The sequence below is a fragment of the Pseudomonas sp. H2_D02 genome (assembly GCF_054677635.1).
On sequence record NZ_CP162816.1, the window covers coordinates 1,958,115 to 1,978,771 of the forward strand.

Annotated in this window: 20 protein-coding genes and 1 pseudogene; 13 read left to right on the forward strand and 8 right to left on the reverse strand. The window is 61.7% G+C overall.

Translation table 11 applies throughout. From position 1 onward, the window contains the following. Positions 1–23 precede the first annotated feature (23 nt). The 3 genes from AB4N42_RS09020 to AB4N42_RS09030 all read left to right on the forward strand — a co-directional run bounded on the left by AB4N42_RS09020 (position 24) and on the right by AB4N42_RS09030 (position 2,613). Complete coding sequence (locus AB4N42_RS09020) at positions 24–1,301, forward strand: flavohemoglobin expression-modulating QEGLA motif protein (RefSeq protein WP_198796326.1); 1,278 nt, start codon at positions 24–26, stop codon at positions 1,299–1,301. An 80-nt stretch (positions 1,302–1,381) separates the two neighbouring features. Next, positions 1,382–2,287 carry an alpha/beta hydrolase gene (locus AB4N42_RS09025; protein WP_460116113.1) on the forward strand — a complete coding sequence of 302 codons (906 nt, stop codon included), beginning with the start codon at positions 1,382–1,384 and terminating at the stop codon, positions 2,285–2,287. Continuing rightward, complete coding sequence (locus AB4N42_RS09030) at positions 2,284–2,613, forward strand: hypothetical protein (RefSeq protein WP_030139524.1); 330 nt, start codon at positions 2,284–2,286, stop codon at positions 2,611–2,613. Before AB4N42_RS09025 ends, AB4N42_RS09030 begins: the two co-directional genes overlap by 4 nt. A 202-nt stretch (positions 2,614–2,815) precedes the next feature. On the opposite strand, the gene AB4N42_RS09035 is transcribed toward AB4N42_RS09030, so the two are convergent. From AB4N42_RS09035 to AB4N42_RS09045, 3 genes are all read right to left on the reverse strand, one after another. Beyond that, the gene (locus AB4N42_RS09035) at positions 2,816–3,607 is read right to left on the reverse strand and encodes an OmpA family protein (RefSeq protein ID WP_198796327.1); all 792 of its coding nucleotides are present in this window, start codon (positions 3,605–3,607) and stop codon (positions 2,816–2,818) included. Positions 3,608–3,655: 48 nt separating this feature from the next. Beyond that, positions 3,656–4,069, reverse strand: a complete 414-nt coding sequence (locus AB4N42_RS09040; RefSeq protein ID WP_014336761.1) for a DUF4398 domain-containing protein — start codon at positions 4,067–4,069, stop codon at positions 3,656–3,658. 384 nt (positions 4,070–4,453) lie between these two features. Beyond that, positions 4,454–4,798, reverse strand: a complete 345-nt coding sequence (locus tag AB4N42_RS09045; protein WP_030139522.1) for a hypothetical protein — start codon at positions 4,796–4,798, stop codon at positions 4,454–4,456. Between the two features lie 178 nt (positions 4,799–4,976). Between AB4N42_RS09045 and ppc the strand changes: the two genes are divergently transcribed. The 7 genes from ppc (at position 4,977) to AB4N42_RS09080 (ending at position 12,398) form a co-directional block, all read left to right on the forward strand. Then, the gene (ppc, locus tag AB4N42_RS09050; RefSeq protein WP_334598258.1) at positions 4,977–7,607 is read left to right on the forward strand and encodes a phosphoenolpyruvate carboxylase; all 2,631 of its coding nucleotides are present in this window, start codon (positions 4,977–4,979) and stop codon (positions 7,605–7,607) included. Between the two features lie 291 nt (positions 7,608–7,898). After that, positions 7,899–8,546, forward strand: a complete 648-nt coding sequence (adk, locus tag AB4N42_RS09055) for an adenylate kinase (protein WP_030139520.1) — start codon at positions 7,899–7,901, stop codon at positions 8,544–8,546. 94 nt (positions 8,547–8,640) lie between these two features. After that, complete coding sequence (gene tsaB / locus AB4N42_RS09060; RefSeq protein WP_198796330.1) at positions 8,641–9,318, forward strand: tRNA (adenosine(37)-N6)-threonylcarbamoyltransferase complex dimerization subunit type 1 TsaB; 678 nt, start codon at positions 8,641–8,643, stop codon at positions 9,316–9,318. A 341-nt stretch (positions 9,319–9,659) separates the two neighbouring features. Next, a complete protein-coding gene (locus AB4N42_RS09065; RefSeq protein WP_407683785.1) occupies positions 9,660–9,968 on the forward strand; it encodes a hypothetical protein in 309 nt (102 codons plus the stop codon). Beyond that, the gene (locus AB4N42_RS09070) at positions 9,968–10,828 is read left to right on the forward strand and encodes a DUF72 domain-containing protein (RefSeq protein WP_460116114.1); all 861 of its coding nucleotides are present in this window, start codon (positions 9,968–9,970) and stop codon (positions 10,826–10,828) included. Before AB4N42_RS09065 ends, AB4N42_RS09070 begins: the two co-directional genes overlap by 1 nt. A gap of 33 nt (positions 10,829–10,861) precedes the next feature. After that, entirely contained in the window at positions 10,862–11,683 is an 822-nt protein-coding gene (locus AB4N42_RS09075) for an isocitrate lyase/PEP mutase family protein (RefSeq protein WP_460116115.1), read from the forward strand. A 16-nt stretch (positions 11,684–11,699) separates the two neighbouring features. After that, complete coding sequence (locus tag AB4N42_RS09080) at positions 11,700–12,398, forward strand: extensin-like domain-containing protein (RefSeq protein ID WP_030139515.1); 699 nt, start codon at positions 11,700–11,702, stop codon at positions 12,396–12,398. 3 nt (positions 12,399–12,401) lie between these two features. On the opposite strand, the gene AB4N42_RS09085 is transcribed toward AB4N42_RS09080, so the two are convergent. Then, positions 12,402–13,022, reverse strand: a complete 621-nt coding sequence (locus tag AB4N42_RS09085; protein ID WP_030139514.1) for a hypothetical protein — start codon at positions 13,020–13,022, stop codon at positions 12,402–12,404. 91 nt (positions 13,023–13,113) lie between these two features. On the opposite strand from AB4N42_RS09085, the gene AB4N42_RS09090 reads away from it, so the two are divergent. Next, positions 13,114–13,896 carry a class I SAM-dependent methyltransferase gene (locus AB4N42_RS09090; RefSeq protein WP_460116116.1) on the forward strand — a complete coding sequence of 261 codons (783 nt, stop codon included), beginning with the start codon at positions 13,114–13,116 and terminating at the stop codon, positions 13,894–13,896. A gap of 71 nt (positions 13,897–13,967) precedes the next feature. Here the strand turns inward: AB4N42_RS09090 and AB4N42_RS09095 are convergent, their stop codons facing one another. Beyond that, positions 13,968–14,603 carry a TetR/AcrR family transcriptional regulator gene (locus tag AB4N42_RS09095; RefSeq protein ID WP_460116117.1) on the reverse strand — a complete coding sequence of 212 codons (636 nt, stop codon included), beginning with the start codon at positions 14,601–14,603 and terminating at the stop codon, positions 13,968–13,970. 94 nt (positions 14,604–14,697) lie between these two features. Between AB4N42_RS09095 and AB4N42_RS09100 the strand changes: the two genes are divergently transcribed. Both AB4N42_RS09100 and AB4N42_RS09105 read left to right on the forward strand, forming a co-directional pair. Next, a complete protein-coding gene (locus AB4N42_RS09100; protein ID WP_407683783.1) occupies positions 14,698–15,798 on the forward strand; it encodes an efflux RND transporter periplasmic adaptor subunit in 1,101 nt (366 codons plus the stop codon). A 6-nt stretch (positions 15,799–15,804) separates the two neighbouring features. Beyond that, positions 15,805–18,871 (forward strand): annotated as a pseudogene (locus AB4N42_RS09105) (efflux RND transporter permease subunit). Positions 18,872–19,007: 136 nt separating this feature from the next. Here AB4N42_RS09105 and AB4N42_RS09110 read toward each other — a convergent pair. The 3 genes from AB4N42_RS09110 to AB4N42_RS09120 all read right to left on the reverse strand — a co-directional run bounded on the left by AB4N42_RS09110 (position 19,008) and on the right by AB4N42_RS09120 (position 20,569). Next, positions 19,008–19,697 carry a DUF4197 domain-containing protein gene (locus AB4N42_RS09110; protein ID WP_030139509.1) on the reverse strand — a complete coding sequence of 230 codons (690 nt, stop codon included), beginning with the start codon at positions 19,695–19,697 and terminating at the stop codon, positions 19,008–19,010. Between the two features lie 29 nt (positions 19,698–19,726). Beyond that, on the reverse strand, positions 19,727–20,131 hold the full coding sequence (locus AB4N42_RS09115; protein WP_460116118.1) for a YbaY family lipoprotein: 405 nt from the start codon (positions 20,129–20,131) through the stop codon (positions 19,727–19,729). Positions 20,132–20,224: 93 nt separating this feature from the next. Continuing rightward, on the reverse strand, positions 20,225–20,569 hold the full coding sequence (locus AB4N42_RS09120; protein WP_460116119.1) for a hypothetical protein: 345 nt from the start codon (positions 20,567–20,569) through the stop codon (positions 20,225–20,227). Positions 20,570–20,657: the final 88 nt, after the last annotated feature.

The window sequence follows — 20,657 nt, forward strand, 5'->3', positions numbered from 1 at the left end:
ACGTTTTTTCACAGGAGTTCCGGGTGGACGATTACCAGCAGACGATACGCACCTTGTCCGATCGCATTGTGCTGGCGCAGACGCCGATTCGCATTCTCGACGCGGTGAAGTGGGACGAGAACGTCCGCAAGGGGTTTCTCAAGGCCAAGGGCAAGGAACTGCCGGCGGTGGACCGCGATTATTACCTCAACCGCCCCCTGTCGTTCGACTCCAGCAAAGTGAAGCTGGAGTTCCAGAACATCGAGCGCGACATCACCCGCCAGCTCGGGCAGTTCAACCCGGTTGGCCAGATCATGCGCCGCATGTGCAAGGAATACCGCATGGTGGTGCGCATGCTCGAAGCGCGCGGTACCGAGGATTTCGGGCTGATCTCCCAGGAACTGTACGGCGCCGCCTCCGACGCCTTCCACGCTGGCGACCCGACCCTGGCCGACCTGGGCCTGATGCTCTCCGATTACCTGAATAACATCGACGGCCGTGGCGACCTCAAGGACGAACCCAAGGTGCTCAGCGCCAAGGAAGCCGTCGGCCTGTTGCAACATCGTCTCAACCGGGTGTTCGGCGAAGCCGAGGAAACCATCCGCGTGTTCGAGTCCGACGGCATCGTTGCTGACGCGGCGGCGGGCGCCGACTACATCAAGATCCGCACCGACGCGATGTTCAACGAGCGCGACGTGCGTGCACTTGAGGTTCACGAAGGGCTGGTCCACGTCGGCACCACCCTCAATGGCTTGAACCAGCCGATCTGCACCTTCCTGTCCAAAGGGCCGCCCTCGTCGACGGTGACCCAGGAAGGCCTGGCGATCCTCATGGAAATCATCACCTTCGCCTCCTACCCGAGTCGCCTGCGCAAGCTCACCAACCGCACCCGGGCCATTCATATGGTGGAGGAGGGGGCCGATTTCCTGCAGGTGTTCGAGTTCTTCCGCGAACAGGGTTTTGAAATGGCCGAAAGCTACGGCAACGCCAGCCGGGTGTTCCGTGGCTCGGTGCCGACCGGTCTGCCATTCACCAAAGACTTGTCCTACCTCAAGGGCTTCATCATGGTTTACAACTACATTCAGCTCGCCGTGCGCAAAGGCAAGCTGGAGCAGGTGCCGCTGCTGTTCTGCGGCAAGACCACCCTGGAGGACATGCGTACGTTGCGCCAGTTGGTGGATGAAGGCCTGGTCGTACCGCCGAAATACCTGCCCGAGCAGTTCCGTGACATGAATGCGCTGTCGGCCTGGATGTGCTTCTCCAACTTCTTGAACCACCTGAGCCTGGATCGGATCGAAGCGGATTATTCGAACATCCTTTAACCACACCTCATTCCTTGTGGGAGCGAGCCTGCTCGCTCCCACAAGACGGCGTTTAGTCCTAACTTGCGAGGCTTCACCGGATGCGAAACCTCGGCATCATTTGCCTGCTGCTGGCCCTGGGCGGTTGCAGCTCCTTGCTGTTCTACCCGGAACGCGGCCTGCCGTTCACGCCGGAGCGGGCCAAGCTCGAATACCGCGACGTCACCCTGACCACTGCTGATGGGCTGAAGCTGCGTGGCTGGTGGCTGCCGGTGAAGCCGGGTGTCGAGGTCAAGGGCACGGTGCTGCACCTGCACGGCAATGGCGGCAACCTGGCCTGGCACCTCGGTGGGAGCTGGTGGTTGCCGGAGCAGGGTTATCAGGTGTTGATGGTCGATTACCGTGGCTATGGCGTTTCCGAAGGCGAGCCGAGCCTGCCGGCGATTTACCAGGACATCGATGCGGCATTCAAATGGCTCGACGATGCGCCCGAGGTCAGGGGCAAGCCGTTGGTGCTGCTCGGCCAGAGCCTGGGTGGCGCATTGGCGGTGCATTACCTGGTCGAGCATCCCCAGCGCCAGCAGCAGCTCAAGGCTTTGGTACTGGACGGGGTGCCCGCCAGCTACCGCGATGTCGGGCGTTTCGCCCTCGGCACGTCGTGGCTGACCTGGGCGTTCCAAGTGCCGCTGTCGTGGCTGGTGCCGGACGGTGACAGCGCCATCGGCTCGATCGCGCAATTGAACGGCGTGCCAAAACTGATCTACCACAGCCTCGATGACCCGATCGTGCCTCTTTCCAACGGCATCCGCTTGTATCAAGCTGCGCCGCCGCCCCGGGTGTTGCAACTGACCCGTGGCGGGCATGTGCAGACCTTCGCCGATCCGACCTGGCGAACCGTGATGCTGCGCTACCTCGACGACCCCCGGCATTTCGATGGCCTGCGCCGCCTGGGTGAAATTCCGAACTACCCGAAATCCCCTGTTGAACCATCCGAGAACCCGCAATGAGCGAAGAACGTAACGCCATCCCCCTGATCATCACCGGTATCTGCAGCATCCTCGGCACTGTCGCGGTGCTGTGGTACTACGGCTACCTGCATTTCGCCAAGCCCGAGGATGCGTTGCTGCTCAACCAGTTCACCATGCTCAAGACCGTGCCGGGCGAGGACTACAAGGTCTCCCTGGAGCCGGCGCCGCAGGTCGCCCAGTGCATCGATGGCGTGCTGGTGTTGTTCGACACCGAGCAGAAAGGCCTGACCGGCGTGCTGATCAACGAGAAGAAGCGTGCAGTGCGGTGCATGGGGCAGGAAACCCCGCAAAAACTGCAGCCGTAATCCAATCTCAAGGACACCGCTATCCCTTGTGGGAGCGAGCTTGCTCGCGATAGCGGCATTACAGTCAACAGAGATGGTGCCTGTCCCACCGCCATCGCGAGCAAGCTCGCTCCCACAGGGAAGGGGTACAGCCAAATATATGCGGCCATGAAAAAGCCCCGCCTGACGAAACCAGGCGGGGCTTTTCGTTTCATTCACCCGATCAGTTGGCGCTCATGGTCGAACGCGGGGCTACGGGCTGGTTGTCGTTGGAGATGGTCACTTCCACGCGACGGTTCATGGCGCGGCCCGAGACGCTGGTGTTGTCGGCGACCGGAAATTCCTTGCCGTAACCCTGGGTCACGATGCGGGCTGGATCGACACCCATTTTCACCAGGGCCGTGCGCACTGAGCTGGCACGGCGCTCGGACAGCGACTGGTTGTAGGAGTCCGAGCCGGTGCTGTCGGTGTAGCCTTCGATGATCACCTTGCGATCCGGATTTTCCTGGAGGAATTGCGCAAGCTTGCTCACGTTGGTCATGCCGCTGGTGCGCAGGTCGGATTTGTTGGTGGCAAACAGCACGTCGCCGAAGGTCACCAGGGTACCGCGCTCGGTCTGCTTGGCGTTGAGGCTGTCCTGCAACTGCTTGATCTGCGCGTTACGGGCTTCCAGCAATGCACGGGCGCGTTCGTCACCGGCGTTTTTCAGTTCGGCTTCGGCGTTGCGCAGGGCGATGGTCTGCTTGGCCACTTCGACACGCTGGTTGGTCAGGTAGGCCAACTGGTCGACCTTGGCTTCGTCTTCGTTATCCAGGTAGGCCTTGTCGGCCTTGGCCAGGAAATCGGCGGCGTCCTTGGTTTCGAGCGCAGCCACTTTGGTCGCCGCCGGATCGGCCTGCAGCCCGTTGTAGTTGGTGCGGGCCTGTTCCAGGTTCGCGTTCGGATCGTGGGAGCAAGCGGCCAGGGCTACGCAGGCGGCAAGCAGGGCGGGCATCATGAAATGTTTGTGCGTCATAGTCTGTCGTCCTTTTATCGATGAGAAATACGTCGTGGCGTGAGCGGTTTACTGAACCTTGTTCATGCCTTCCTGACGCAGTTCCTGAACCCCTTTCTGAGAGTCCTTGAGAGCCTGTTCGGCCTTGGCGGCCTGGGCCTTGCGCTCAGCGACGCGGGCATCCCATTCGGCCTGTTCGGCCAGACGCTTGGCCTCTTCGTAGTTCTCGTCGTGCATGGCGATTTCGGCTTGCTTGAGTTTGTCCTGGGCCGATTTCATTTCCACCGCGGCGAACTCGGTGCCACCGGCGCTGACGGCGCTGTTGACCGCCGATTGCGTGACCGCATATTGCTCCGACGGTGGATTGCCGGCACAACCGGCCAGGATGAAGCTGCTACCGATAGCCAGGGCAGCCAACTTCAGGCCGCGCAGGCCAGTGGATGAGGGTTTGGCAGTGCAGGTATTCATAGGCTTCAACTCCATTGGAAAACTCCTGAAAAAACACGAATCCATGCTGGGACCGAAGCCGTGACGTCTGTTTTGGCGCGGGCGCCAGGGCGCGTTTATTTAAACGGCCGTTCCAGTATGGTTACTCGGTGTGACCCGAGGCGTTTTTCAAAAGTTCAGGCAAGGATGGCCATTCGCCAAAAGAATTGCTGACTGATCGGTCAGGGGCAAAAAAGCTGAACTTTCAAGGCGTGCAGCGGTATTACGGGCGCCGTGAGGCGTGCATTTTTTTGGGCGAGGCGCGTGTAGGAACTGCCGAGCGAAGCGGGGCTGCGATCTTTTGATCTTTCACTCGGAACTCGAGTATCAGAAGAACGATCGCAGCCTCGCTTCGCTCGGCAGCTCCACAGGGGGCAGGAGTCAGTGTTTGGATTTGTCGTTCTGCGAGGAAAGTTCATGCAGATGGCGGCGGGACAATGCGAGGAACCGCGGGGTCGGCCCGACGTCTTCGTACAGCGGATCGCCTTCTTCATCGGTGGCCACTACCTGCGATCCCCTGACGTAGGGAAAGCTGGCTTCCAGCTCTTCCAGTGCCGCGCCGATGAGCTCGCCGAGCAATTCTTCAGGGTGGCGCTTGGGGTACATGTCGCAGATGGCCGCCAGGCGTGCCGCGGCCTCGACGTCGAGATGAATCGTGTAGCCGGTCTGGGTCAGGCGACCCTTGGCGTTTTCTTCCCAATGCTGGGCAAGCTCACGGATTTTCATGATGACCTCAATAGCCCTGCTTTTGGCGGGCGCGATAGTGACAAGCCGTCGTGTGGCTTATCCATGAGACTAGCTTTGCCTGACAAGGTTTAAAGTCCCTTCGTCGCTTGTCATTAACGACTGGCATCGGCACTCTCTCCTACAAAGCTGTCCGGACCTTTTTGCTGGAGAACTGCTGATGACCGATATCGATGCCCGCTTGCGCGAGGACGTCCACCTGCTCGGCGAGCTGCTGGGCAACACCATTCGCGACCAGTACGGGGACACCTTTCTCGACAAGATCGAGCAGATCCGCAAGGGCGCCAAGGCTGATCGCCGTGGTTCCATGGACGCCGAGTTGAGCGCCAGCCTCAACCAGTTGAGCGAGGATGAACTGCTGCCGGTGGCGCGGGCGTTCAACCAGTTCCTCAACTTGGCCAACATCGCCGAGCAATACCAATTGATTCATCGGCGCGAAGAATCCAAGCCTGCACCGTTCGAAGCGCGAGTGCTGCCCGAACTGCTGGCGCGCCTGCGTGCCGAAGGCCACAGCGCTGAATCGCTGGCCAGGCAATTGGGCCGGCTGGACATCGAACTGGTTCTCACCGCCCACCCCACCGAAGTCGCCCGGCGTACGCTGATCCAGAAATACGACGCCATTGCTGCGCAATTGGCCGCCCAGGATCACCGCGACCTCACCAGCGCCGAGCGCGCGCAAATCCACCAGCGCTTGCAACGGTTGATCGCCGAAGCCTGGCACACCGAAGAAATTCGCCGGACCCGGCCCACGCCCGTGGACGAGGCCAAGTGGGGTTTCGCGGTGATCGAGCATTCGCTGTGGCACGCCATCCCCAATTACCTGCGCAAGGCCGACCAGGCCCTTCACGCCGCCACCGGGCTGCGCTTGCCCCTGGAAGCCGCGCCGATCCGCTTTGCCTCGTGGATGGGCGGCGACCGCGACGGCAACCCGAACGTCACCGCCGCGGTCACCCGTGAAGTGCTGTTGCTGGCGCGTTGGATGGCGGCGGACCTTTATCTGCGCGATGTCGATCACCTGGCGGCCGACCTGTCCATGCAGAACGCCAGCGCGGCTTTGCGCGCCCAGGCCGGCGACAGCGCCGAACCCTATCGTGCGGTGCTCAAGCAATTGCGTGAGCGCCTGCGGGCCACGCGCAACTGGGCCCAGGCCTCGTTGAAGGCCTCGACGCCCGCCAGCGCCGAGGTGTTGCAGAACAACCGCGAGCTGCTCGATCCGTTGGAGCTGTGCTACCAGTCCCTGCACGAATGCGGCATGGGCGTGATTGCCGATGGGCCGCTGCTTGATTGCCTGCGCCGTGCAGTGACGTTCGGGCTGTTCCTGGTGCGCCTCGATGTGCGCCAGGATTCGACTCGCCATACGACGGCCATGACCGAGATCACCGATTACCTCGGGCTTGGGCGCTATGAAGAATGGAACGAAGAGCAGCGCATCGGTTTCTTACTGGACGAGCTGAATAACCGTCGCCCGTTGTTGCCGCCGCATTTCAAGCCGTCGGCCGATACCGCCGAAGTCCTGGCGACCTGCCGGGAAGTCGCGGCGGCGCCAGCGGCGTCCTTGGGCTCCTACGTGATTTCCATGGCCGGCGCGGCTTCCGATGTGCTGGCGGTGCAGCTGTTGCTCAAGGAAGCCGGCGTGCTGCGGCCGATGCGGGTGGTGCCGCTGTTTGAAACCCTTGCCGACCTGGATAACGCCGGTCCGGTGATGGAGCGTCTTTTGTCGCTGCCCGGCTACCGTGCACGCCTGCAAGGGCCTCAGGAAGTGATGATCGGCTATTCCGATTCGGCCAAGGACGCCGGCACCACGGCGGCGGCCTGGGCGCAATATCGGGCGCAGGAGCGCTTGGTGGATATCTGTCGCGAGCAGCAAGTCGAACTGCTGCTGTTCCATGGTCGCGGGGGCACGGTGGGCCGTGGCGGTGGCCCGGCGCACGCGGCGATCCTGTCCCAGCCGCCGGGTTCGGTGGCCGGTCGGTTCCGCACCACCGAACAGGGCGAAATGATTCGTTTCAAATTTGGCCTGCCAGACATCGCCGAACAGAACCTCAACCTTTATCTCGCTGCGGTGCTGGAGGCGACCCTGCTGCCACCGCCGCCGCCCACGCCAGAATGGCGTCATTTGATGGACGAGCTGGCCGCCGACGGCGTCCGAGCCTATCGCGCCGTGGTGCGGGAAAATCCGCAATTCGTCGAGTATTTCCGCCAGTCCACGCCGGAGCAGGAATTGGGCCGGCTGCCCCTGGGCAGTCGCCCGGCCAAGCGCCGCGCCGGAGGTATCGAAAGCCTACGGGCGATTCCGTGGATCTTCGGCTGGACCCAGACGCGCCTGATGCTGCCCGCCTGGCTCGGTTGGGAAACCGCCCTGGGCAAGGCGTTGGAGCGGGGTGAGGGTGAGTTGCTCGGGCAGATGCGCGAGCAGTGGCCGTTCTTCCGTACCCGCATCGACATGCTGGAGATGGTGCTGGCCAAGGCCGACGCCGACATTGCCCAGTCCTACGATGAGCGTCTGGTGGAGCCGGCACTGCTGCCGTTGGGCGTGCATTTACGCGACCTATTGTCGCAGGCGTGCGCGGTGGTCCTGGGGTTGACCGGCCAGTCGCAGCTACTGGCACATAGCCCAGACACGCTGGAATTCATTCGCTTGCGCAACACTTACCTCGACCCGCTGCACCTCTTGCAGGCCGAACTGTTGGCGCGTTCGCGGCAGCAGGACGTTGCCCAGGGCAGCCCCGTGGAACAGGCGTTGCTGGTGTCTGTGGCAGGGATCGCCGCCGGTTTGCGCAACACCGGTTGACGTCGGGGCGTTGCGTGAAACAGCTCGCCCGGTTCGTCCGGGCGTAGCCGTTTGCGGGGAAGGGCAGGTCGACCAGGCGACAGTTTGTTGCCCGGTTGCGACTCTCGCCACCTCATACAAAGGTCGCGTCGGGCGCGGGTTCCTCCGACTTTCGGCGGCTTGTGTGGCTCGGGCCTGCTGTGTATCTTGAGCAGCCTTTGACCGTTTGGGCGGTCACGATCCTGTTTTTCGAAGATTGGCCCCACGAGGCGAATCCGAGCGTTTTACATAAAAAAATTGAGGAGCACATCGATGCGCGTCATTCTGCTGGGAGCTCCCGGGGCCGGTAAAGGTACTCAGGCAAAGTTCATCACCGAGAAATTCGGTATCCCGCAAATCTCCACCGGCGACATGCTGCGTGCCGCGGTCAAGGCTGGCACCCCATTGGGTGTTCAAGCCAAGAGCATCATGGATGCCGGCGGCCTGGTGTCGGATGACCTGATCATCGCCCTGGTCAAGGATCGCATCGCTCAACCGGACTGCGCCAATGGCTTCCTGTTCGACGGTTTCCCGCGCACCATTCCCCAGGCTGAAGCCCTGGTGACTGCCGGAGTGGAGCTCGATCACGTGGTCGAAATCGCGGTAGATGACGAAGAAATCGTCCAGCGCATTGCCGGCCGTCGCGTTCACGAAGCGTCCGGTCGTGTCTATCACACCGTCTACAACCCGCCAAAGGTCGCCGGCAAGGACGACGTGACTGGCGACGAGCTGGTGCAACGCAAGGACGACACTGAAGAAACCGTGCGTCATCGCCTGTCGGTCTACCATTCCCAGACCAAGCCGCTGGTGGACTTCTACCAGAAGCTGTCCGCTGCCCAGGGCAAGCCGAAGTACAGCCACATCCCGGGCGTTGGCTCGGTCGATGCGATCACCGGCAAGGTGCTTGAAGCGCTGAGCTGAAAAGTCTGATCAGTTGCATCGACGACGGCCCGCTTGCGGGCCGTAGTTGTTTATACTGGCGCACTTTTTCCCCACCTGATTTACGGACACATCGATGAGCACCTTGCTGGCCCTGGACACCGCGACCGAAGCTTGCTCCGTTGCCTTGCTGCACGACGGCAAGGTTACGAGCCATTACGAGGTGATCCCGCGCCTGCACGCGCAGAAGTTGTTGCCAATGATCCAGCAGTTGTTGAGCGACGCCGGGACGACCTTGCAAGCGGTTGACGCAATTGCCTTTGGCCGTGGGCCCGGGGCGTTCACCGGCGTGCGGATCGCCATTGGCGTCGTGCAGGGCCTGGCCTTTGCCCTGGAACGTCCGGTATTGCCGGTGTCGAACCTGGCGGTGCTGGCCCAGCGTGCCTTGCGCGAACACGGCGCGCGCCAGGTGGCGGCTGCCATTGATGCACGCATGGACGAGGTGTACTGGGGCTGTTATCGCGAAACCGATGGCGAGATGCGCCTGGTGGGCCGTGAAGCAGTATTGCCACCCGAGTCGGCGGCATTGCCGGAAGAGGCGAGTGGCGATTGGTTCGGCGCCGGTACCGGGTGGGGCTATGGCGAGCGGATCGGCGCCAGCGTTGGCGGCCAGGACGCGTCGATGCTGCCCCATGCCGAAGACCTGCTGGCGCTGGCACGCTTCGCTTGGGAGCGCGGCGAGGCCATTGCGGCCGATGAGGCGCAGCCGGTTTACCTGCGGGACAGGGTCGCCACGCCCAAGTCCGAGCGCTAAACAAGCATTACCCCATCCAAAGGCGAGCGCAGTTGTGGCGAGGGGATTTATCCCCGCCCGAGTGCGCAGCACTCGTCAAGTGTGTGGCTGACAAAACAATGTCGGGGGCGCTGCGCGCCCAGCGGGGATAAATCCCCTCGCCACGAGGCATTCTTCAGCCCCTGGACTTCCAGCCAAAAAGTCATTGCCCGATCCAAAAGTCACACCCAACCTTGCCAGTCGTCACTTTTTCACCCCGTTTTTAAACCTTTTTGACTTTATGTGTTCTAGTTATCACTTGCGCATTTGCGCGGCTGCGAATGTGCCGCTAAATTGCCATCATTGATACCGAGCATTTTGTCATGCGTATAGACGGCGTTTCATCACAGTCCTATCCCATCAAGCGTCGGCCTCGTGCGGGTAAAACCGCTGAGCCCGAAACCTTCGATGACATCGATGGCGACCTGGAACTTCCGTCCGAAGAGCAACTGGCCGCCCGTGCCGCCAAAGCCTCCGCGCAACGCCTGAGCAATCTCCCCGCCCGCCAGCAAGACATGCTGTACCACCGCGCCATGAGCCGCAGTGTCGCCACGGCCCTTGCCAGTTATTTGAGCACTGCCGGTTTTGTCGACTGGGATATGGAAGTGCTGGGGCTCGACCTCTACATCTGATGCGGTTGCCTTATTACCTCGGCTGCCCGTCCTGGAGTGAAAACGCCTGGCGCGATTATCTTTATCCCCAGGACGCCAAGAGCTCCGAGTTCCTGAATCTCTATAGCCAGGTTTTCAACGCCGTGGAAGGCAACACGACCTTCTATGCGAGCCCGTCTGCGGCCACCGTCCAGCGCTGGGCGGAAATCATGCCCGAACATTTTCGTTTCACGGCCAAGATTCCGGGCGACATCAGTCACGGCGGTGACTTGCGCGAACATCTGACAGCCACCGAAACCTTCGTTCAATTGCTCAGCCCGCTGGGCGAGCGGGTTTCGCCGTTCTGGCTGCAACTGTCCAAGGCGTTCACGCCCAATCGGCTATCAGAGCTGGTAGCTTTCATCGACGCTTTCCCGCGACCGTTGGCCGTCGAGGTCCGTCACGATGAGTTCTTCGCCAAGGGCGATGCCGAGCGCCAGCTCAATCGCCTGTTGCTCGATCGCGGCGTGGAACGTATCTGCCTCGATCCACGGGGTTTGTTCAGCTGTGCCTCGACCGATCCCTCAGTGATCCATGCCCAATATAAAAAGCCACGGGTGCCTACGCGGCCAGCAGCGTTCACCCAATGCCCACAGGTGCGCTTCGTCGGCCATCCCGTGGTGGAGGCCAACGAGCCGTTCCTGACGCCTTGGGTGGAGAAAATCGCCGAGTGGATCGAAGAAGGGCGCACGCCGTACATGTTCCTGCACACCGCCGACAACCTCCTGGCGGCAAGACTCGCGATGCATTTTCACAGCCGCTTGATGAGCCGTTTGCCTGGCTTGCCGGCCCTGCCTGAGCTATATAGAGAACCCGCCGCCGAGCAACTGGGTTTGCTCTGAGGCGATCTCTTCCTTAGTTCAGGAGCGACTTTCATGGATGCACAAACCCGGCGAGCCCAGGTGTTCAAGGCCTTGCACGAGCGTGAAGGGGCGTTTGTCATTCCCAATCCGTGGGATGCCGGTTCGGCCAAGATGCTCGCCACCCTTGGCTTCGAAGCCTTGGCCACCACCAGTGCCGGCTACGCTTTTTCCCTGGCGAGACCCGATGGTGGGCTGGCCCTGGATGACACACTGGCCAACGTGCGAGCAATCGTGGCGGCCACGGATCTGCCAGTGGCGGTCGATCTGGAAAATGGCTTTGCCGATGCGCCCGAAGAATGTGCCCGCAGCCTCTTGCGTGCGGCAGAAGCCGGGGCAGTGGGGGGCTCGATCGAAGACGCCACCGGGCGTCCGGACAGTCCGATCTATTGCTTCGACCACGCAGTGGCGCGCGTCAAGGCCGCGGCCGACGCGGTACGCAGCCTGCCGTTCCCGTTCCTGCTGACCGCCCGGGCGGAGAATTTCCTGCACGGCAAACCCGACCTGGACGACACCATTCGACGCTTGAAGGCGTTCGCCGACGCAGGTGCCGACGTGCTCTACGCGCCGGGGTTGAGCAGCGCCGAACAAGTCCTCGCGGTGGTCCGGGCCGTGGTGCCCAAGCCAGTGAATGTGCTGATGTCCGGCGCGCTGGACCTCACCGTGGCACAGTTGAGCGAACTGGGCGTCAAGCGCATCAGCGTCGGATCGGCCCTGGCACTGGCGGCCTACGGCGAGTTCTTCCGCGCTGCCGAGGAGATCCAGCAGCAGGGCACGTTCACCTTCACCCGTCGCTCGATGCCGTACAGTCAGGCCAATCAATTATTCAAGGGTTGATGCCCGAGGCGTTGTCGTGCGGTTTTTCAAAGTGTTGATGGTATTGGCGCTGGTTGCTGGCGCTGCGGTATTTGGGGTTTGGCGCGGCTGGCTGTCGGTGCCGCCGCAATGGAATCCCTGGGCGCCGTTGGACGTCAACGTCCCGCCGAACCTGCTGACCCGCTACAAGCTGATGGCCCTGCGCAACGACCCGCAACTGTGCGACCAGGCGCTTGCGACGTCAGGGCTTCGCACCGCTCGCCAGGCGGACAGCGGCGCCAACACGACGTGTCCGTTGACCAATGTGTTGCGGGTGCAGGGCGGCGAGGTGGCGCTGAGCAGCAGTTTCCTGGCCAGTTGCCCGCTGGCCGTGGCCTTCGCGTTGTTCGAGCGCCATGCGCTGCAGCCGGCGGCAACGGCGGTCTATGGGCAGAAGGTCACGCGGGTCGATCACTTGGGCAGCTTTGCCTGTCGCAATATGTACGGTCGTGAAAGCGGCGCGCGCAGCCAGCATGCCACCGCCAGCGCGCTCGACATCGCCGGGTTTCGCCTGGCCGATGGGCGCGCGGTCAGCGTGCTCAAGGATTGGCCGAAGGACAACACCGATGCGCAGTTCCTGCGGCAGGTGCGCGACGGCGCGTGCGACATGTTCAGTGTGGTGTTGAGTCCGGACTACAACGCGGCGCACCGCAACCATTTTCATCTGGATGTCGGGCCGTGGTGGATCTGTCGGTAAGAATCAGGCGGCGATGCGCAGGTTCTGCAGCACGATCGGCCGTGCCCAACGGGTATCGAAATCGAGTTGTTTCTGCTGCGCCACCAATTCCTCTTCCGGGAACGGCGGGAAGGGTTTGTCCAACAGCTCGAGTTCGAACTCGGCAATCGGCAGGTGCAACGGACGCGGTTGTGGTGCCGGGCCCGGTTCTGGCAGGGGTTGGCCGGCGGTGAGAACGATCGGGCGGACCCAATTGCTCTCGAAGGTCTGCTGCTTTTGCTGGGCGACGATTTCTTCCGGCGGGAAGGGTGGGAACGGCTTGTCCAGCAAGTCAAGTTCGAACTCGGCGATCGGCAGGAACAACGGCTCGGGTGGCTTGACCTGGGTCTCAGTCACGTCGCAGGTGCGTTGGCTGACGATGTGTTCCAGCAGTTCGGCGCCGAGGGTCGGTTCAACCGCTTCATCGAGGGCGACGGGCTGGTAGCTGCCTGGCGCCGGTGCGTTTTCACCCAACTGATCGGCCAGGGCCCGGGCGAAAAAATCCTGCCACAGGTGACTGACGCCGCTCAGCGCTTGGGTGTTACGCAGGCTGTAATCGCCGTAAGGGGAGATAACGCCTATCGATGTGGATTGAATGTCTGACATTTTTCTCGGTCGACGCTCAGCTCTGGCAAAATGCCGTTCACCGTTGTTATCGGCCGTTTTTGCCGATCCTTAATTTTTTGAGCGTGTTTTCATGATTGAGCAACCCGCGGCCTGCCGCATCCACGTCGAGGCCCTGGCCCCGGCCTTCCAGGCGCAAGCCGAGCAATGGGCCGAGCGGCTTGGCCTGCCGTTGCAAGTAGACGATGGCGAGTTTGCCTTGCAGGTTGGCGAGCAGGGTTTGCAATTGCAGCAACTGGGGCCGGACGCGCCGGGACCGGTGCGGGTGGACTTCGTCGAGGGTGGCGCGGCCCATCGTCGGTTGTACGGCGGCGGCAGCGGCCAGATGATCGCCAAGGCCGTCGGTGTCGCCCAAGGTGTGCGTCCTCGGGTACTCGACGCCACGGCTGGGCTGGGCAAGGACGCGTTCGTGCTGGCGAGCCTGGGCTGCGAAATGAGCCTGATCGAGCGCCAGCCGCTGATCGGCGCCTTGCTGGAAGATGGCCTGGCCCGTGGCGCGGAGGATTTCGACGTGGCGCCGATCGTGGCGCGCATGCGTTTGCTCAAGGGCAATTCCATCGAGGTGATGCGCACCTGGGAAGGCGAGCCGCCCCAGGTAATCTACCTGGACCCGATGTTCCCTCATCGGGAGAAAACCGCCCTGGTGAAGAAAGAGATGCGCCTGTTCCGGCCATTGGTGGGTGATGACAATGACGCCCCGGCGCTGTTGGCCGCGGCACTGGCGCTGGCGACCCACCGGGTGGTGGTGAAGCGCCCGCGCAAGGCGCCTTGCATCGAAGGGCCGAAGCCGAGTCATGGGCTTGAGGGCAAGTCCAGTCGGTACGATATCTATCCCAAGAAAGCGCTCAAGGCTTGAGATCGCGGTGCCTTCGTTCGCGAGCCTGCTCGCGAAGGGGCTTCCTATGCTGAAATGATGGCGCTGGAAAACTAAGCCCGATAAGCCCGCACAAACAACCCCACCACTTCCTGCACATGAGCCTCGGCCGCCTCGGCGTCCTGCGGCCCATCGCAGCCGTACAGCAACCGGAAATTCGCCGCGCCCTTGATCAGGCAGAAGAAATGTTCGGCGGCATTTCTCGGTTTGTCGATGCTCAAGGCGCCGCTCTGGTTGACCTTGCTCAGTAACCGCTCCATGCCTGAAAGCATGCGTTGCGGGCCGGCCTCGTAGAAAATCGTCGAAAGTTTCGGATCCTGGCTGCCCAAGGCAATCATCAACCGATGCAGGTTGACCGATTCGTCGCTGTTGATCAGTTGATTGAAACCACGGGCGATGTTCAGCAACACGTGCTCAATGGGAACGCCATCAGGCCATTCGAAAAAAAGCGTCGGAACTTGCTCCTCGCATTTGGCAATCACCGCGGCGGCAAACAGGGTTTCCTTGTCGTTGAAGTGACTGTAGACCGTCAGCTTCGACACGCCGGCCTCGGTCGCCACGGCATCCATGCTGGTACTGGCGTAACCCAGGCTCAGGAACAGACGTTTCGCGGCGTCGAGAATGGCTTGGCGCTTGGCCAGATCCTTTGGGCGACCGGGGCCGCTGGGAGGGAGAGGATTGTTCGACATTATTCGCTTTTAATACTGGACTGGTGAGTTTGCTATTAATAACATACTCGCCAGTATAATTATTCCAAGCACCATTAGCGAAAGGTCATCCACCATGTTCCGCTATGTCCTGCCCCTCGCCCTGCCAGTCAGCCTGGCTTTTTTATTGTCTGCGTGTGGCCACGATGAGCCGGTCGCCGCTGTCGTCCGCCCCGCCATGGTGGTCAAGCCAGAGCCTTCGGCCTTGGCGATGGACAGTTATCCTGGCGAAGTGCGGGCGCGGTTCGAACCGGACCTGGCGTTTCGCATTGGCGGCAAAGTGAGCCGACGGTTGGTCGAAGAGGGGCAGCGGGTCAAGGCCAATCAACCCTTGGCTGAACTCGATCCTGAAGATGTACGCCTGCAACTGGAAGCGAGCCGGGCCCAGGTCGCCGCCGCCGAGGCCAACTTGAGCCTGGTGCGCGCCGAGCGCGACCGCTACAAGACCTTGATGGAACGGCAGATGGTCAGCCGCTCCCAATACGACAACGCCGAGAATCTCTATCGTTCCGGGGCCGCGCGGCTCAAGCAGATCAAGGCTGAGTTCGATGTCGCCAGCAACCAGGCGAGCTATTCCGTATTGCGCGCGCCCCAGGATGGCGTCGTGGCCCGGCGTTCGGTGGAGGTCGGTCAGGTGGTGTCGGCCGGGCAGACGGTCTTCACGCTGGCCACCGACGGTGAGCGTGAGGTGCTGATCAGCTTGCCTGAGCAGAGCTTCGGCCGCTTCAAGATCGGCCAGCCGGTTTCGGTGGAGCTGTGGAGCCAACCCGACCAGCGCTTCAGTGGACACATCCGCGAACTCTCGCCCGCCGCCGACCCGAAATCCCGCACCTTCGCCGCTCGCGTCGCGTTCACCGCCGGCAGCGTCCCGGCGGAACTGGGCCAGAGCGCCCGGGTGTTTATCCAGAATGCCGAAAAGGTCCCGCTGTCAGTGCCGCTGTCGGCCCTCACCGCCGAAAACGGTGCGACCTACGTCTGGGTGGTCAACGCCAACAACACCCTCAAGAAAGTCCCGGTCCGTGTCGGTGCCTTTGGCGAAAAAACCGTGCCGGTACTTGAAGGCCTGGGTGCGAATGACTGGGTGGTGGCCGCAGGCGTGCATGTGCTCCTCGATGGCCAGCAGGTGCGGCCGGTGGATCGCTCCAACCGCGTGGTCAACCTGGCGGCCAAGGAGTAATCCCCGATGGGTTTCAATCTTTCCGAATGGGCGTTGCGCAACCGCCAGATCGTACTGTTCCTGATGCTGTTGCTGGCAATCGTCGGAGCACTTTCCTACACCAAGCTCGGCCAGAGCGAAGACCCGCCGTTCACCTTCAAGGCCATGGTCATCCGCACGATCTGGCCCGGCGCCACGGCTGAGGAAGTGTCGCGCCAGGTCACCGAGCGTATCGAAAAGAAGCTGATGGAGACCGGCGATTACGAAAAGATCGTCTCGTTCTCCCGCCCGGGGGAATCCCAGGTGACTTTCGCGGCGCGTGATTCCATGCATTCGGCGCAGATTCCCGAGCTGTGGTATCAGTTGCGCAAGAAGATCGGCGACATTCGCCACACCTTGCCGCCGGATGTCCAGGGGCCGTTCTTCAACGATGAATTCGGCACCACCTTCGGCAATATCTACGCGCTGACCGGCGAAGGTTTCGACTATGCCGTGCTCAAGGATTACGCCGATCGCATCCAGCTCCAGCTGCAGCGGGTCAAGGATGTGGGCAAGGTCGAACTGATCGGTTTGCAGGACGAGAAGATCTGGATCGAGTTGTCGAACGTTAAGCTGGCGACCCTCGGCCTGCCCTTGGCGGCGGTCCAGCAGGCCCTTGAAGAGCAGAACACGGTTTCCACCGCCGGCTTCTTCGAAACCGGCAGCGAGCGTTTGCAGCTACGGGTCTCGGGGAATTTCCAGACCGTGGAAGAGATCCGCAACTTCCCGATCCGGGTCGGCGATCGTACGTTCCGTATCAGCGACCTGGCGGACGTGCGCCGCGGTTTCAACGACCCGCTCGGCGCCCCGCATACGCTTCATGGGCGAGGACGCCATCGGCCTGGCCGTGGCGATGAAGCAAGGCGGGGATATCCTGATTCTGGGCAAGGCCCTTGAGGTCGACTTTGCTCGCCTCCAGAACTCACTGCCGGCCGGCATGCAATTGCACAAGGTGTCGGACCAGCCGGCGGCGGTGAAAACCGGCGTCGGTGAGTTCGTCCAGGTGCTGGTGGAAGCACTGACCATCGTGTTGCTGGTGAGCTTCTTCTCCCTCGGGCTGCGCACCGGGATGGTGGTGGCCCTGGCGATTCCTCTGGTGTTGGCGATGACCTTCGCCGCCATGTATTACCTGGGGATCGGCCTGCACAAGATTTCCCTCGGTGCGCTGGTATTGGCCCTGGGGCTGCTGGTGGACGACGCGATCATTGCGGTGGAGATGATGGCGATCAAGATGGAGCAGGGCTTCGACCGGATCAAGGCGGCCAGCTTCGCCTGGACCAGCACCGCATTCCCGATGCTCACCGGTACCTTGATCACGGCGGCGGGCTTCCTGCCGATCGCCACCGCGCAATCGGGCACCGGCGAATACACCCGTTCGATTTTCCAAGTGGTGACTTTGGCATTGCTGGCCTCCTGGGTCGCCGCGGTGGTGTTCGTGCCGTACCTGGGGGAAAAGCTCCTGCCGGACCTGGCGAAAATTCACGCGGCCAAACATGGCACGACTGACGGCCAGACCGACCCTTACGGCACGCCGTTCTATCAGCGTGTCCGGCGGATGGTGGAGTGGTGTGTGCGTCGGCGCAAAACCGTCATCCTGCTGACCGTGCTGTTGTTTGTCGGCTCGGTGGCGTTGTTCCGTTTCGTGCCGCAGCAGTTCTTTCCGGCATCGGGGCGGCTGGAACTGATGGTCGACTTGAAACTGCAGGAAGGAGCCTCCCTGAGCAACACCGCCGAGCAGGTCAAGCGCCTGGAAGCGCTGCTCAAGGATCACGCCGGCATCGACAATTATGTTGCCTACGTCGGCACCGGATCACCGCGTTTCTATCTGCCGCTGGACCAGCAACTGCCGGCGCCAAGCTTCGCCCAATTCGTGGTGCTGGCCAAGACGATCGAAGACCGCGAGCCGTTGCGCAGTTGGCTGATCAGCACCCTGAACGAGCAGTTCCCGACGTTGCGCTCGCGGGTGACACGCCTGGAGAACGGTCCGCCGGTGGGCTACCCGGTGCAGTTCCGCGTGACGGGCGAGCACATCGAGGTAGTCCGGGCCCTGGCGCGGAAAGTGGCGACGAAGGTCCGGGAAAATCCCTACGTTGCCAATGTACATCTGGACTGGGAAGAGCCGAGCAAGGTGGTGTATCTGAATATCGACCAGGACCGCGCCCGGGCCTTGGGGGTGACCACCGCCAATCTGTCCAGCTTCCTGCAAAGTTCTCTGACCGGATCCAGTGTCAGCCAATACCGGGAAGACAACGAGCTGATCGAGATCCTGCTGCGCGGCACCGTGCATGAGCGCACCGAGCTTTCGCGGCTGCCAAGCCTGGCGGTGCCCACCGACAACGGTGCGAGCGTTGCGCTGTCGCAGATCGCGACACTGGAGTATGGCTTCGAAGAGGGCGTGATCTGGCATCGCAACCGTCTGCCGAGCGTGACCGTTCGGGCCGATATCTACGGCAAGGAACAGCCGGCGACCCTGGTCCAGCAGATCTTCCCGACCCTGGACGCGATTCAAGCGGAACTGCCGGACGGCTATTTGCTGGAAGTGGGTGGCACCGTGGAGGACTCGGCCCGTGGCCAGAAATCAGTGAACGCCGGTGTGCCGCTGTTCATCGTGGTGGTGCTGACGTTGTTGATGCTGCAATTGCGCAGCTTCTCCCGCACGGCGATGGTGTTCCTCACCGCGCCGCTGGGGTTGATTGGTGTCACGCTGTTTCTGTTGGTGTTCCGCCAGCCGTTCGGTTTCGTCGCCATGCTCGGCACCATCGCGCTGTCTGGCATGATCATGCGCAACTCGGTGATCCTGGTGGACCAGATCGAACAGGACATCAAGGCCGGGCTTGCGCCATGGCAGGCGATCATCGAAGCGACGGTGCGACGATTCCGCCCGATCGTGCTCACCGCGCTGGCGGCGGTGCTGGCGATGATTCCGCTGTCGCGCAGCCTGTTCTTCGGCCCGATGGCGGTGGCGATCATGGGGGGGCTGATTGTGGCGACAGCGTTGACGCTGCTGTTCCTGCCGGCGCTGTATGCGGCGTGGTTCAGGGTCAAGAAGACCTGACCTCGGCCTGTGGCCTCCATGAACCCAATGTGGGAGCGAGCTTGCTCGCGATAGCAATATCAGCCTCAACATCTTCGTTGGCTGTTACACCGCTATCGCGAGCAAGCTCGCTCCCACAGTTGTTTTGGGTTGGGGTTTAGAGCGTACCGAACACTTTCTTCGCCAAACTGGTCGCCGCAGCCGCGGGGTTCTTGCGAATGGTGGCTTCCTGCTCGCCGATCATCTTGAACAAGCCGTCCAGGGCCTGCTCGGTCACGTAGTTCTCGACGTTGGCGCTCTTGGCGTCCACTACACCCAGCGTCGCAGCCTGGCCGGCAAAGGCGTTGTACTTCTGGGCCAGGCCGACCTTGTCGGTGGCTTGCTTGACGATAGGCAGGAACTTGGCGCGAATCTGTTCGCGGCTGCTCTTGTTCAGGTATTGCGTGGCCGAATCGTTGCCACCGCTCAAGATGCCCTTGGCATCGCTCACGCTCATGTTCTTCACGGCATCGACCAGGATCGGCTGGGCCTGCACTACGGCGGCTTCGGCCGCCTGGTTCATGCTGGTTTCCAATTGATCCACCTGGTCACCCATGCCGAAGGCTTTCATCTTGCCGGCGACTTTGCCGAGCTTGCCTGGCAACTCGATCTTCACGTCCGGGTTGTTGCTGAAACCGCCCGGCTTGCCCAGTTGCTTGACGGCAATCTGGGCGCCTTGGGTCAGTGCATCCTTGAGGCCACCCGTGGCGTCTTTCTGGGACAGATCGCCCAGGGACAAGGCCATGGCGTTGGCGCAGATCAACAGGCCGGCACACAGGCCGGTGAAGCGAAGGGTAGAGCGGAGCATGGCAGCTTCCTTGAAGAGTGGAACAGGAATCAGCGTGCGGCGTTGACGCGAATCTTCAACGGCTGCGGATCTTTGCCATCGAGCTGCACGGTGTGTTGTTCAGTGGTGATGAACATCAACTGGCCGTCGACTTCGATGCGGGCGCTCACGGCATAACGATGACCGGGCTTGACCTGTGCCGGATCATAACTGAGCTTGAACGGTAATGGGACCTGCCCTTCGACCGGGCCACGTTGCTCGTCGATCACTACCGCCGCAGCGTCGGCCAGGGAAACGTCTTGCAGGCTTACGGTCAAGGTTGCAGTGGGCGGCAAGGCGATGCGCTGCAAATAGAATACTTCACCGTCAAGGGTTTGGACGGTTGCGGAGGGTGGCGTTGCCGATTGGCAAGCGGCCAGTACGGCCATGGAGGCAAGCAGAGCAAATCTTTTCATGGGTCATTACCTTTCCCTTTGACGCCAACAACACGCCAGCGTCAAAGAGAATCTGGAGGATTCTGGTTTATAAATCCACCTGAACGTTGCGACTCAGGAGCCGAACGTGAATGGCAGAGTCTCTTCGGTTTCCGGTGGCGCGAGGGTCAGGTTGATATCAACGTTCTGATCACCGCCGTTCCAGATGAACGTATGCGGGGTGTTCAGGAAAAGAGGACGAGGGGCGTTGATTTGCGCGGTCACCGAAAACTCTTCGCCTTCGGTCGCGACGTCGCTGTTGATGGTGAAGCTGACGATCCATGGCATTTTGGGTATCTGGTTGCCGCCATGGCCGCTGGAGGTATGCGGCGTTGCGAAAGTGATGTGAGTGCCTCCGCTTTCAGGGAGTTGAACATCTTCAGGCAAATGAATGGACGCTTGGATGGTATGCAGGCTCATGTTGAATTCCTTTTCAATCCGTCGATATTGACGTGAGCCCATCCTAGAGTCTTGGTCTAACGATATCTGTAGGGCTTTTCTTCGTTTG